This is a genomic window from Mesorhizobium sp. LEGMi-168a, from assembly GCF_058312955.1.
Genome location: NZ_JBZEGV010000034.1, coordinates 21,498 through 34,400 on the forward strand (window position 1 = coordinate 21,498; position 12,903 = coordinate 34,400).

Annotated in this window: 15 protein-coding genes; 7 read left to right on the plus strand and 8 right to left on the minus strand. The window is 63.2% G+C overall.

Annotated features, from left to right (window positions below):
• Positions 1-44 precede the first annotated feature (44 nt).
• The gene (locus tag AC4FWB_RS29425; protein ID WP_491029742.1) at positions 45-344 is read left to right on the plus strand and encodes a hypothetical protein; all 300 of its coding nucleotides are present in this window, start codon (positions 45-47) and stop codon (positions 342-344) included.
• Positions 345-948: 604 nt separating this feature from the next.
• On the opposite strand, the gene AC4FWB_RS29430 is transcribed toward AC4FWB_RS29425, so the two are convergent.
• The 3 genes from AC4FWB_RS29430 to AC4FWB_RS29440 all read right to left on the minus strand — a co-directional run bounded on the left by AC4FWB_RS29430 (position 949) and on the right by AC4FWB_RS29440 (position 2,768).
• Positions 949-1,455 carry an invasion associated locus B family protein gene (locus AC4FWB_RS29430; RefSeq protein WP_491029743.1) on the minus strand — a complete coding sequence of 169 codons (507 nt, stop codon included), beginning with the start codon at positions 1,453-1,455 and terminating at the stop codon, positions 949-951.
• Positions 1,456-1,732: 277 nt separating this feature from the next.
• Positions 1,733-2,095, minus strand: a complete 363-nt coding sequence (locus AC4FWB_RS29435; RefSeq protein WP_491029744.1) for a YkvA family protein — start codon at positions 2,093-2,095, stop codon at positions 1,733-1,735.
• 379 nt (positions 2,096-2,474) lie between these two features.
• On the minus strand, positions 2,475-2,768 hold the full coding sequence (locus AC4FWB_RS29440; protein ID WP_491029745.1) for a 4a-hydroxytetrahydrobiopterin dehydratase: 294 nt from the start codon (positions 2,766-2,768) through the stop codon (positions 2,475-2,477).
• A gap of 49 nt (positions 2,769-2,817) precedes the next feature.
• On the opposite strand from AC4FWB_RS29440, the gene AC4FWB_RS29445 reads away from it, so the two are divergent.
• Entirely contained in the window at positions 2,818-3,336 is a 519-nt protein-coding gene (locus tag AC4FWB_RS29445; protein WP_491029746.1) for a low molecular weight protein-tyrosine-phosphatase, read from the plus strand.
• Here the strand turns inward: AC4FWB_RS29445 and thpR are convergent.
• Positions 3,240-3,836, minus strand: coding sequence for an RNA 2',3'-cyclic phosphodiesterase (thpR, locus tag AC4FWB_RS29450; protein WP_491029747.1), 597 nt, complete (start codon positions 3,834-3,836; stop codon positions 3,240-3,242). The genes AC4FWB_RS29445 and thpR overlap by 97 nt on opposite strands.
• Before the next feature lie 121 nt (positions 3,837-3,957).
• Positions 3,958-4,599, minus strand: coding sequence for an arylesterase (locus AC4FWB_RS29455; RefSeq protein WP_491029748.1), 642 nt, complete (start codon positions 4,597-4,599; stop codon positions 3,958-3,960).
• Positions 4,600-4,679: 80 nt separating this feature from the next.
• On the opposite strand from AC4FWB_RS29455, the gene AC4FWB_RS29460 reads away from it, so the two are divergent.
• The 4 genes from AC4FWB_RS29460 (at position 4,680) to AC4FWB_RS29475 (ending at position 9,596) form a co-directional block, all read left to right on the plus strand.
• A complete protein-coding gene (locus AC4FWB_RS29460) occupies positions 4,680-5,378 on the plus strand; it encodes an ABC transporter ATP-binding protein (protein ID WP_059189404.1) in 699 nt (232 codons plus the stop codon).
• The gene (locus AC4FWB_RS29465; protein WP_491029749.1) at positions 5,378-7,921 is read left to right on the plus strand and encodes an ABC transporter permease; all 2,544 of its coding nucleotides are present in this window, start codon (positions 5,378-5,380) and stop codon (positions 7,919-7,921) included. Before AC4FWB_RS29460 ends, AC4FWB_RS29465 begins: the two co-directional genes overlap by 1 nt.
• A 242-nt stretch (positions 7,922-8,163) precedes the next feature.
• Positions 8,164-8,904: a Bax inhibitor-1/YccA family protein gene (locus AC4FWB_RS29470; RefSeq protein ID WP_491029750.1), complete on the plus strand. Its 741-nt coding sequence runs from the start codon at positions 8,164-8,166 to the stop codon at positions 8,902-8,904.
• Between the two features lie 116 nt (positions 8,905-9,020).
• The gene (locus AC4FWB_RS29475; protein ID WP_491029751.1) at positions 9,021-9,596 is read left to right on the plus strand and encodes a GNAT family N-acetyltransferase; all 576 of its coding nucleotides are present in this window, start codon (positions 9,021-9,023) and stop codon (positions 9,594-9,596) included.
• Between the two features lie 107 nt (positions 9,597-9,703).
• On the opposite strand, the gene AC4FWB_RS29480 is transcribed toward AC4FWB_RS29475, so the two are convergent.
• Positions 9,704-10,090 (minus strand): DUF2794 domain-containing protein, encoded by a 387-nt coding sequence (locus tag AC4FWB_RS29480; protein ID WP_491029752.1) that lies wholly within the window; start codon positions 10,088-10,090, stop codon positions 9,704-9,706.
• A gap of 663 nt (positions 10,091-10,753) precedes the next feature.
• On the minus strand, positions 10,754-11,518 hold the full coding sequence (locus tag AC4FWB_RS29485) for a DUF1223 domain-containing protein (protein WP_491029753.1): 765 nt from the start codon (positions 11,516-11,518) through the stop codon (positions 10,754-10,756).
• Between the two features lie 307 nt (positions 11,519-11,825).
• On the opposite strand from AC4FWB_RS29485, the gene AC4FWB_RS29490 reads away from it, so the two are divergent.
• Positions 11,826-12,056, plus strand: a complete 231-nt coding sequence (locus tag AC4FWB_RS29490) for a DUF6471 domain-containing protein (RefSeq protein ID WP_491029754.1) — start codon at positions 11,826-11,828, stop codon at positions 12,054-12,056.
• Here the strand turns inward: AC4FWB_RS29490 and AC4FWB_RS29495 are convergent.
• A complete protein-coding gene (locus AC4FWB_RS29495; RefSeq protein ID WP_491029755.1) occupies positions 12,053-12,895 on the minus strand; it encodes a hypothetical protein in 843 nt (280 codons plus the stop codon). The two genes, AC4FWB_RS29490 and AC4FWB_RS29495, sit on opposite strands and share 4 nt — an antisense overlap.
• Positions 12,896-12,903 lie beyond the last annotated feature (8 nt).

Genomic DNA, 12,903 nt, shown 5'->3' on the forward strand with positions numbered 1-12,903 from the left:
TGAAAGGGGCGACCATGCCCCGTCAAAAAATGGGAGTACGCGGAATGCATTCGATCAAGCTTGTTGCCATGGCCGGCCTCGTCAGCGTCTTTGCCTCGCAGGCATTTGCCGAGGATACGATGGGCACGATGACGATGATGAAGGGTGGGCAGGTGACGGCGATCATGCCCGACGGGCATATGGGCACCATGATGCCCGACGCGAAGACGAGCGCCGAAATGATGAAAATGGCGAAGCCGATCAAGCATTGCATGATGATGATCACCGACGCCAAGGGCAAAACCTATATGGTCGACACGTCGACCAAGAAGGCCCAGGCCGAATGTGAAAAAATGGCGATGTGAGGCTGGAGCCCTTCAAGCCGATCTGCCCGCCGGCGACGTGCCGGCGGGATGGTTTGCAACCACCTGAGTTGCCGCCAAGATACTGCTGCAGGGCCGGGTGGGTAGTAGGCGCCCTGTCGACATGCAATATCGATGTATGACCGAATTGTCTTTCCGGCACCTGAACCTTGGCTGGAACGCCGAGCCAAGTGCTCCCGACGTTGAGCTGCTTATCGAGGGCAATTCGGCACGGCTTTCCTTTCTCTTGAACCCATGGGCCCACGATGCCAGGCCCGGAGAGATGGGAACGCTTCACTTTGTTGGCTGCAGCCGAGTCCGATGGAATGCTTCAGACGACCACGCTTGGTTTGCGGGCAAAGGTCTTTACGGCAATCAGGCCCCAAAATGGGGAGAGTTCTACGAGGTGACTGGAGACAGCCGGCCAGTCAGCGAGGATGATTGGGATGTCTTGGCGCCGGACGGCCCGGGTTCACGGCATTTCTTGTTCTGTTTTCGAGACGACACAATCGAGGTCGTGGCCAAAGACTGGTCGTTGACGCGAAAAATGCCGAGTGCTGGATAGCCGGCCAGCCGAGCCCACCCAGCCGCGCGGAGGCCTTCGCGCCTACTTGCACTTGGCGATCGAGGCCAGCGCGGCCGAGATGCCTTTCAGCGAAAAGACATAGGATGTCGGGTTGCCGCGGCCGGACTTCGCCTGCACTTTCATGTCGGTGCCGGTCTTCATGGCGGCGATCAGCACCGGCTCTTCGGCCGCGTTCTCGACCCAGGCCGACTTGCCGCGGGTGAACATCGAGAACGACTTCTTGTCGATGGTGACGGTGGCCTTGGAGCCTTCCTGGAAATTGTAGCCGGCGATGAACTGCGGCTCGTAGGAGACCTGCTGTCCGGGCCGCTGGCTGACAAAGAAGAACATGTCGCCGTGGTCGAGGGTCGTCGGCTGCTTGTCGGTCGGCACCGTCAGCACGTAGCAGACCTTGCCGCCTGCCGACTGATAGCTGTAGGTGCCCCAGGCATTGTGCTGGCCGATCTTGGTCGCCTGCTGCGCCAGCGCCGGCGCTGCCAAGGCGGCCACCATGACCAGGCTGGAAACTGTAGCAATCAATCCGCGCATCGTTCTTCCCGTATTCCATATGGTGCGGGGGCGGGCCGCGTGGCGTCCTGCCGTCGCTTCATTTTGATTTAATCAGGGTTACCAAACGGTGAATTTCCCTCAAGAAAAGGAACTCACCCCAGGAAACCGCCACCAGTCGCGCCGCCGCTGGAAGAGCGGCGATCACAATGTCCCGGCGCGAACTTGGAGGCCACGAAAGCGGCAAGAGTTTGTCTTTTCGCGCGGGTGGTTTCGCGGTCTCGTTGTGCCGAAATGTCAGCCAGGGTCAACCCCAGGGTCAACGCTTGTCGGCAAGCGCATCCCTGGCGGCCTGCCGGTGCGCGGGCGTGATGTGGGCGCTGACGGCGGTGATCGCGGCGGTCAGCACGGCAAGGTCGTCGGTGAAGCCGAGACCGAGGACGAAGTCGGGGATGAAATCCACCGGCAGCACGAAATAGCCGAGCGCAGCGACCAGGATGCCCTTGGCGCGCAACGGCGTGTCCTTGTCCATGGCGCAATAATAGGCGGCGACCACCTCGTCCATGAACGGGATCTGCCGGGCGGCCTTCTTGGCGGTGCGCCAGAATTTCTCGCGCACCTCACCCTCGCCGGCGAGCTTGTCGCCGAAGCCGAAGAAATCAAAACCGGTACCTTGCGCCATCCATCTCTCCTTGGCGGCTGCGCGCGCAACCCTTGCGTGCCGGCCCGCCGGAGGAAAATGTGGTGAAAGCAGCACCCGGCTGCAAGAGTTGGGGCGGTTGCTGGCCCGGAAAATGGGACTCCGGTGGCATCGGTCGAGATCCTTCGCGCCCCCCTCTGTCCTGCCGGACATCTCCCCCACAAGGGAGGAGATTGGCAGCTTTGGCGCCCCGCTCAGTCCTGCGACGTTGGCGATTGGCGAAAGCCGCGGTGAAGTCCGATCTCCCCCCAAGTGGGGGAGATGTCCGGCAGGACAGAGGGGGGCGCTGCCCCGCCGGCGTCTCAAAGTTTTCTCCACCGCCGGAACGCTCCAGGGTGGAGGCACGGCCGCTTCCCAGCCGCTACCCAAAATAGCGGTTCATCCGTTTGGCCAACTCGATATCGAGCGCGGTCACGCCGCTGGCGTCATGCGTGTTCAGCGTGACGTCGACGGTCTTGTAGACGTTCGACCAGTCGGGGTGGTGATCCATCTTTTCGGCGGCCAGCGCCACGCGGGTCATGAAGGCGAAGGCCTCGGAGAAGTTCTTGAAGCCGAAGCTGCGCTTGATGGAAGCGCCGTCGGCGGCCAGCGACCAGCCTTCGAGTTCGGCGAGCGCTGCCGTGATCGCTTCCTTGCTGAGTTTTTCCCTGGTCATGTCGGGTTCCTGTGCTATTCGAAATTGAACCAACCATAGCGCCGGATCGATGAGCGCAAAGCCCATAAAGTCCATTCTGTTCGTTTGTCTCGGCAATATCTGCCGGTCGCCCTTGGCTGAGGGTGTCTTCCGCGATGTTCTGGCCGAGCGCGGAACGGGTCACGACATTGTGCTCGATTCAGCCGCCACCAGCGGCTGGGAGGTCGGCTCCGCCCCCGATCCGCGCTCGATCGCGATCGCCGCACGGCACGGCGTCGACATTTCCGGACAGCGGGCGCGCAGGATAGCGCCGGACGATTTCGCGCGCTTCGACCTGATCCTCGGCATGGACCGGGCAAACGTGCGCGATCTCAAGGCGCTGGCGCCGGCGGCCGCGCGCGACCGCATCCATCTCTTCCTGGAGTTTGCCAGCGGCAACCAGCGCGACGTGCCAGACCCCTATTACGAGGACCAGCAAGCCTTCGCCTCGGTCTACCGCATGATCCGCGAGGCGTCGGAAGCGCTGGCGACGCGGCTCAACGAACGCGCGTCAACACCCGAAAGCGGCCAGGCTTCCTCGACGATATAAGGGCCGCCGCCGACCGAATCGCGCGATGACATCAAGACGAAGCGGCCGACGCGGAAGGGCAATGCGGAAAAGTTGCCGCGCGCCGAAAGATATTGCGCGACGTCGAGCGGGCTCGCATTGCGCAGGCGGGCAAGCGTCACATGCGGCGAGAACTTGCGCGGATCAGCGGGCAGGCCGAGCCGCTGGCAGATGCGGTCGATCTCGCCCTGCAGCGCCACCAGGTCCGGCGAGGCGGACACGCCGGCCCACACCGCATGCGGCTTCTTGCCGCCGAAAGCGCCGACGCCGGAGAGCGTCAAGGAGAAGGAGGGACGGTTGATCCGGTCGAGCGCGTTGGCGATCTCGTCGGCGACATGGCCTTCGACATCGCCGATGAAGCGCAGCGTCAAATGGTAGTTTTCGACGTCGATCCAGCGGGCTCCGGGAAGGCCGCCCCGGAGCAGGGACAGCGAAAGAGCGGCGTCGCGCGGAATTTCGAGGGCGGTGAAAAGACGTGGCATGAAAAGCCTCCTGTCCTCGAATCGAAACTCTTGGCCCTAGCGAATCATCGATATCCGCGCGGGGCAAGCGGTTTGTTGTCCACAAGGTTTCCCCAACGGAAACCGTTGCGCCCGAGCCTCACTAGGCGCCGCCATCCGCGGCAATGGCCTTCTCGACGGAGGGCAGGATGCGCTCGACGATCGCATCGACGCCCTTGGGATTGGGATGCAGGCCGTCCTCAAGCTGCAGGTCGGGGTGACCGGCAACGCCGTCGAGAAAGAACGGATAGAGCGGAACATCGTATTTCATGGCGAGCCTCGGATAGATCGCATCGAAGCTCTTCTGGTAGCCGGCGCCGAGGTTGGGCGCGGCGCGCATGCCGGCAAGAAGCACGGCGATCTTGCGCTCTCTCAGCTTCGCCAGCATGGTGTCGAGGTTCTTTTCGGCGATGTCGGGCGAAACGCCGCGCAGCATGTCGTTGGCGCCGAGCTCGAGGATGACGAGCCGGGTGCCGTCCGGCACCGACCAGTCGAGCCGCGCCAGCCCGCCGCTCGTGGTGTCGCCCGACACGCCGGCATTGGCGACGGCAACGTCATGGCCCTTCGCTTTCAGCGCCGCCTGCAATCTGTCGGTGAAGCCCTGGCCCGGACCGAGGCCGAAACCCGCCGTCAGGCTGTCACCGAAGCCGACGATATTGAAGGTCTCGGCGCGCGCCGACGAAATGGCGCCGCAAGCGCCGAGGAAAAGGATGAGGGCTGCGGCAAGTGTATGTTTGAAAGCCATGCGGCGAGCCCCATATGACCGGAACAATCCCTGGAGGAGATATCGTCGTCTCCTTTTCCACCATATAGGACGCTTTCATTGTGACAGAAGCCGTCATCGCACTGAGGGATGTCTCGCTGACGCTCGGCGAGGGCGCTTCCTCCGTCCATGTTCTGAAAGGCGTCAGCCTCGATGTGGCTAGCGGCGAAGCCACCGGCATCGTCGGCCCTTCGGGCTCCGGCAAGTCCACCTTGCTGATGGTGCTAGCCGGACTGGAAAGGGTCGACCAGGGCACGGTGCGGATCGCCGGCGAATTGCTCAACGGCAAAAGCGAGGACCAGATCGCATCGTTTCGGGGACGAAACATCGGCATCGTCTTCCAGTCCTTCCATCTCATCCCCAATATGACGGCGCTCGAAAATGTCGCGGTGCCGCTGGAACTCGCCGGCCACGCCGATCCGTTCGGCGTGGCCACGCGGGAATTGGGAGCTGTCGGCCTGAGCGACCGTGTGACGCATTACCCGGGCGAACTTTCCGGCGGCGAGCAGCAGCGCGTGGCGATCGCCCGGGCGCTGGCGCCTTCGCCGCGCATCCTTATTGCCGACGAGCCGACCGGCAACCTCGACCAGGCGACGGGAAAGCAAATAGCCGACCTTTTGTTCGCCAAGGCGGCCGAGCGCGGCATGACGCTGGTGCTGGTGACGCATGATCCGGCGCTCGCGGCCCGCTGCTCGCGCCAGGTGTCGATGCGTTCGGGACGCATCGAGGACGCGCCGAGGCCGGTGAAGGTGCCGGCCTGATGCCCAGGACATTGAAGCTCGCCATCCGCTTCTCGCTGCGCGAGATGCGCGGCGGCCTTTCGGGCTTCATGATCTTCCTCGGCTGCATCGCGCTCGGCGTCGCGGCCATCGGCGGCGTCAATTCGGTGGCGCAGGCGATCACCGCCGGCGTCGCCAACCAGGGCCAGACGCTGCTCGGCGGCGACCTGCGCTTCCAGATCAACCAGCGCAGCGCTTCTGATGCCGAGCTCGGCTTTATCAAGAGCCTCGGCACGGTTTCGCTGAATTCCGGCATGCGCTCCATGGCGCGGCTCGAGGACGGTTCGGACCAGGCGCTGGTCGAAGCCAAAGCGGTCGATGACGCCTATCCGCTTTACGGCGCGCTGGAGACCGATCCGCCGCTGCCCAGGAAGGAGCTGTTCGGCGAGACAGCGAGAGTCTTCGGCGCCGCCGCGCCCGACCTTTTGTTCGACCGGCTCAATCTCAAGGTCGGCGACCGGCTGAAGCTCGGCGGCGCAACCTTCGAGCTGAGGGCCAGGCTGGTCAACGAGCCCGACGCGATCTCCGACGGCTTTGGCTTCGCGCCGCGGCTGATGATCTCGAACGACGGGCTTGCCGCGTCCGGACTGATCCAGCCCGGCAGCCTGGTCGAGAACGCCTACAAGGTCCGACTGCCCGACGGCGCCAGCGAAGCGCGGATCAAGCAAATCCAGGCCGAGGCGGCGAAAGACTTTCCGCAGGCCGGCTGGTCGATCCGCACGCGCAGCAACGCGGCACCCGCGCTTTCCTCCAACATCCAGCGTTTCTCGCAATTCCTGACGCTGGTCGGGCTGACGGCGCTGGTGGTCGGCGGCGTCGGCGTGGCGAACGCGGTGCGCGCCTATCTCGACGGCAAGCGCGGCGTCATCGCCACCTTCAAGAGCCTCGGCGCTTCCGGCGGCTTCGTCTTCACGGTCTATCTCGTGCAGATCCTGCTTATTGCCGGCCTCGGTATCGTGCTCGGCCTGATCCTGGGCGCCGCGATGCCGTTCGTGGCGAGCGCGCTTCTGCAATCGGTCATCCCAGTGCCGGCGGAAGGCGGCTTCTACGCGAGCGCTCTCGCCATGGCCGCGTTGTTCGGCCTGCTGGTGACGCTGGCCTTTGCGCTCTTGCCGCTTGGGCGCGCCCGCGACGTGCCGGCGACGGCGCTGTTTCGCGAGATGGGCTTTGAGAGCCGAGGCCTGCCGCGCCTGCCCTATGTCGGCGCTGCTCTCGCGATCGTGTTTGCGCTGGCGGGGCTCGCCATTCTTTCGGCCGACGATCAGCGCATCGCCTCGATCTTCGTCGGCGCGACGGTCTTTGCCTTCCTGGTGCTGCGGCTGGTGGCGGCGCTGGTGCAATGGTTGGCCCGGCGCAGCCCGCGCGTGCGCTTCGTGTCGCTCAGGCTGGCGCTCGGCAACATCCACCGTCCAGGCGCGCTGACGCCTTCGGTGGTGCTGTCGCTCGGGCTCGGCCTGACGCTCCTGGTGACGCTGGCGCTGATCGACGGGAATCTCAGGCGGCAGATCTCCGGCAGCCTGCCGGAGCGGGCGCCGAATTTCTTCTTCGTCGACATCCAGAATAGCGATGTCGATGCCTTCGCCGGCCTGGTCGGGAAAGAGGCGCCTCGGGGAGCGCTGGTCAAGGTGCCGATGCTGCGCGGCCGGATCATGGCGCTCAACGGCGTCGACGTCGACAAGGTGAAGATCCCGGCGGAAGGTGCCTGGGTGCTGCGCGGCGACCGCGGCCTGACCTATGACGCCAAGCAGCCGGAAAACGCCACGCTGACCGAAGGCACGTGGTGGCCGCAAAATTATTCCGGCGAGCCGCTGGTGTCGTTCTCGGCCGAGGAAGGCAAGGCGATCGGGCTGAAGCTCGGCGACAGCGTCACCGTCAATGTGCTCGGCCGCAACGTGACGGCAAAAATCGCCAATTTCCGCCAGGTCGAGTGGGAGACCATGGGCATCAACTTCGTCATGGTGTTCTCGCCCAACACTTTTGCCGGCGCGCCGCATGGCTGGCTGGCGACGCTGACCGACAAGGGAGCCACCACGGCCGACGACGCGCGGCTGCTCAACGCCGTCACCCGTGCCTTTCCGGCGGTAACGACGGTCCGCGTCAAGGACGCGCTCGACATCGTCAACCGGCTGGTCGCCCAGTTGGGCACCGCCATCCGCGCCGCCGCGGGCGTGGCGCTGATCGCCTCGGTGCTGGTGCTCTCCGGCGCTCTGGCCGCCGGCAACCGGGCGCGCATCCATGACGCGGTGGTGCTGAAGACGCTCGGCGCAACACGGAAAACACTGATCACCGCCTTCTCGCTGGAATATGTGCTGATCGGCCTTGCGACCGCGCTGTTCGCGCTTGCCGCCGGCGGCATCGCGGCATGGTTCGTCGTCGCCCATATCATGACGCTGCCGTCGCACTTCATGCCGGAAGTGGCGGTGGCGACGATCCTCGTGTCGCTGGCGGTCACCGTCGGCATCGGCCTTGCCGGCACCTGGCGGGTGCTCGGCCACAAGGCGGCGCCGGTGCTGCGCAATCTCTGAATTCCGCGCCTTGAAGATCGGCGCCAGCGTTAAATCTTTGTAAGAATGCGGCGCGGAAGGGCTGAAAAACCGGCCCTTTGCCCTCTCACGAAGCGTTACGCCCCGTTACCGTCTTGTCCTTGACGTCAAGAACCATCATATTTCGTGCAGGCATGCTGGAGCCCCGCCAGCGGCGCCTGGTCCAAGGGGTCATCCCATGGGGACCTGTCACCGGACGGGGCAGAAGCAACAGAGGATTTCCAATGGCTGATCCCATTCGCAACTACCAGACGTCCGCCGCCCCCGGCGCGCGCGTCGATATCGATCAGGGCCTCAGGGCCTATATGATCAAAGTCTATAACCTGATGGGGCTTGGCCTGCTCATCACCGGCCTTGCCGCCTGGGGCGCGTTCCATCTTGCCGTCACGGGTGACGGCCAGTTGACCGCCTTCGGCCAGCTCATCTATGCAAGCGCGTTTCGCTGGGTCGTCATCCTGGCGCCGCTGGCTGCCGTGATGTTCCTGTCGTTCCGCATCCAGTCGATGAGCGTAGGGGCGGCGCAGACCACGTTCTGGGTCTATGCCGGCCTTGTCGGCCTGTCGCTGTCGACGATCTTCCTCGTCTACACCGGCACCAGCATCACCCAGACCTTCTTCGCCACCGCGGCGGCTTTTGGCGGGCTCTCGCTCTACGGCTACACGACCAGGCGCGACCTGACAGCGTTCGGCTCGTTCCTGATCATGGGCGTGATCGGCCTGCTGATCGCGATGGTCATCAACATCTTCCTGGCGTCGTCGGCGCTGGCCTTCGCCATCTCGGCGATCGGCGTGCTGGTGTTCGCGGGCCTGACCGCCTACGACACGCAGCGGATCAAGGAGATGTATTTCGAGGGTGATGTCGCGGACGTTGCCGGCCGCAAGGCGATCATGGGCGCGTTGCAGCTCTATCTCGACTTCATCAACCTGTTCATGTTCCTGCTGCAGTTCATGGGCGACCGCCGCTAAGGCGAGCACCCGGTCCGGCTGGACCATAGACTTCGGAAAGGGCGGCCCAACGGCCGCCCTTTCCTTTTGCGCGTTCCTCTGCTGTTATCGAGGCAGGAAAACCAATTGCACGAATTATGAGCAATATTGCGATCAGAGCCGCCACCGCGGCCGACCTCGACCGAATCACGGAAATCTATGCCGACGCGGTCACGCACGGCACGGCGAGCTACGAGCTGGAGCCGCCCAGCCGCGCCGAAATGGGCAATCGATACGACGGTTTAGCGGCCGGCAGCTTTCCCTATCTCGTGGCGGAAAAGGACGGCATCGTGCTGGGTTATGCCTATGCCGGACCGTTCCGGCCGCGCCCCGCCTATCGATTCGTCGTCGAGGATTCGGTCTATGTCACGCCCGAGGCCAAGGGCCAGGGCGTGGGCTTGCTGCTGATGCAGGCGCTGATCGAGGCGACGCGCGCGTCAGGCTTCCGCCAGATCATCGCGGTGATCGGCGACGGCCATGCCGACAGCGCCTCGGTGCGGCTGCACGAGAAGCTCGGCTTCCGTCATTCCGGGCGCCTGGAAGGGTCAGGCTACAAGCATGGGCGCTGGCTGGACACGGTGTTCATGCAGCTGCCGCTCAACGGCGGCGCGGAGCTGACGCCCGATCCGGATTCGCTGCCGGAGCGGAAATTTCGGGGGCTTAAGGGGAGCTGATGAACTGAAGAACTGAGGAATTGAAGAACAAACGAAAACAGCAGTTATATCAGTCGTTTGGCGCCCCTTTCCTGAATTCTTCAGTTCTTCAATTCCCCTTCCCCTGCTCAAGCCTCGACCAGCTTCAGCTTGGGATCGAAAACACCGAGCACGCGGCCGAGCTCCTGGCCGCGCTTGAGGATGCGCCCGCCGGCGGCGATGACGGCGAAGGCGCCCTGCCGGCGCGCCAGTTTCGGGTCCTTGACGATCTGGAACAGCGGCACTTCGCTGGCCCGGCGGAAGACAGAAAAGACAGCGCGATCAGTAAGATGATCGATCGCATAATCGCGCCATTCATTGGCCGCCACCATGCGTCCGTAAAGCCTCAGGATCTGGTCGAGCTCACGCCGGTCGAAGCGCACCGGCTGGTCGAGGCGTGCGCTGCGCGCCTCATGTAGCGGGATCAATATTCCGGATGCTTCCCCATCCTCCATCCCGCTGCTGTGATCGGTCATGCCGCGATCCTTCGATTGAATCTTGCGCGTCCCAAGGTTCGCGCTTTCGCCGCTGAATTGCAAGGGCCGGCTAAGCACACTGCCGCCGAGCGGTTTCCCAAACGTCCAGTCACGTTTGCAAAACGCGTGTTGGAATTGGTGATGCTCCGCCACATTGTCGCCACAAATTATCCGCGCTCATGCCCCAATGTCCGACGAGTTTACCCGCGTTGCCTGAGACGGTTCGGTCCGGCACCGGCTCGTAAACCCCAAGCCCCCCGCCCACGGGTCAGCGTCGGATCGAACCAACCTCGGTTTTTCCTTGGAAAAATCAGGTGCGACGATCCCAAAACCTGAATGACCGGCGTCAGAAGCAAGCTGACGCCGGTTTTTTATTATCCTTCTCCCCTTGTGGGAGAAGGTGGCCGAGCGAAGCTCGGACGGATGAGGGGTGTTCCAACTTGGCGAGGACGTCCGTCGAGGGTAGGTCGCTCGGCGACAGGATTGCCAACGTCTCATTTCTTTCAACACCCCTCATCCGTCTCGGCGCTGCGCGCCGATCCACCCCCGGCCGGATCCCCGCTGCTTCGCAGCGTCCCGGCGTTCGCCGCCTTTCATCGTGCCACAGGCACGATGAATTCGCTTCGCGAACCGGCTGCTCACCCCACAAGGGGAGAAGGGGAGTCAGGGCTTGCGGATGAAGGCGGCGCCGAGGATCGGACCAGGCGTGCCGTCCTTGCCGACGGACTGCAGCAGCACCGCGCAGCCGCCCTTCTTGGCGATCTCGCTCATCGGCAATTCGTAGCGCTGCGCCTTGCCGTGCCACATGCCGGCGGTCTGGATGTCGGAGACGGCGTTCCAGTAGGTCAGGCTGCGGCCGCTGTTCTCGCCCTGGCCGATCTTCACCATCTGCGGCGGATCGAAATAGACGATCACCACATGGGCGTCGCTCGGGCCGTTGCCGGCGTCACCGGCGTCGATCATGACGCGGTCGCTGGTGCGGCTCACCTTGATGCCGACCCGCATGCCCTCGCCCACCCTGTCCATCCGGGCCAGCGCGCCGTCGACGTCCTTGCGGCTGGCGCCGTTGACGTGGCTGCGGCCGTTGATGACGGCTTGCGGGGTATAGACCGAGCGGCTGCCGAAGGCGCGCATATAGTCATACTGCCGGTCGGTGTTCTCTTTGTTGCTCAGCGTGTCCTGCCAGCCCAGATAGTCCCAGTAGTTGACGTGGTAGGCGAGCGCGACGATGTTTTCCTTGGCGGCCAGCTCGGCGAAGAATTCATCGGCCGGCGGGCAGGAACTGCAGCCCTGGCTGGTGAAAAGCTCGACCACGCCCAAGGGCCTGTCGGTTTGGGGCTTCTCGGGCTCGCTTGCCAGCGAGGCGCCGGCAAACGTTGAAAGGGCCAGCGCAAATGCCGCGAGCCGCAATGGTCCTCGAGATGCCATGACTGTTCCGATTCCCGCCGGTGACGCCGGCCTGTTCTGATTGCTAAAATATGTGGCAGAACCGACAGTCAACGGGAAGTCACGTTGCGGTGAAATTTTATCGTTGCAAGCGCAGACAAGGCCCGCAATAGGAGAGGCCTCTGCATTTTTCGGCATGGTTCGATTGAAGGCGGCATCCTCGCCAGGTGGCAAACTCTCCCGACGCCTGCCGATCTTTATTGCGAACCGACCGGACCTGGACTTTGGGTAGAGCCAGCCAATGCTTTGACCAACCTTGCCTTCATTGCCGCTGGACTGTTGGGCATCAGTGAAGTGCACCGGCGAAACGGACTATGAAGCGCTTACGGCCAGCCTTCTGAAGGCCGAATTGAAGCGGAAAGGCGTCACCTATTGGCAGCTCGTGGACAGGCTTCAGGCGATAGGCGTTGACGAGAAGGAAGTGAACGTGCGGAATAAGCTATCTAGGGGCAAATTCACGGCGGCGTTTCTACTTCAATGTCTCAGCGCAATAGGTTCGCAGACGTTGCACTTGGGCTAATTATTGGCCTTGGTATCGCGCTTTTGATTCTCGCTTGGGCTGTGCCGGGGTTTCGTGATCCAGCCAATACCGAGATAGGCCACCAACACGCCGAGACATCCGGCGGGAATGAACAACCAATCCAGCCGACCGGCTTTTGGAAAACCTACACTACGCCGTCGGATACGTACGCACAGTGGATCGCAGCGTTCTCCGCTCTGTTCAGCGTAGGCGTCAGCATTTGGGCCGTGAAACTCGTCCGAAGCACGCTGGCATTGAACCGGGATGCCACTACCGCTGCGCAGGACGCCGTAGCGACTGCTCGCGAAATCGGTCGAGCACAAGTCATTGCCTACTTGACCTGTTCTGGAGGCAAATTCGGAGTTGAAAAGAATTGGTTTCAGTTTGTGCCAATAGTCACGAACAAAGGCCAATCCCCCGCCTTCGACGTCAAGGTGGTTGGTCGTCTTGTGGCAATGGTCCCAGATAAAACGGACGGGACTGTGCCAAGGTGGCAACGGCAGGCCAGCAGGACCGCCAGTAAGCCATCGGAAGGGTTCTGCGGCATCATACCGAGTGGCGGTGAGGAATCGGCTTTTATCATCTGGCCCCATGAAGACGTCGGAACCGAGATGCATGACTTTATCGTCCAAGGTCTGTCCTTCAACATCGATTGCACGCTCCATTGGAGAGACGTGTTTGGCGGCATCAACGTTGTGAACTTTTCCCTTCGCGAAGGCGATGCTAGAGAACTCGCGCCGCTCCTCGAAAAGGAACTTCTCCGCTCGGGACGATTGGTTGCCTTCAACCACGGACAGAGCAGACCAGAACAATAAGCCCAATGTCGCGCGCGCAATCACCGCGCCAC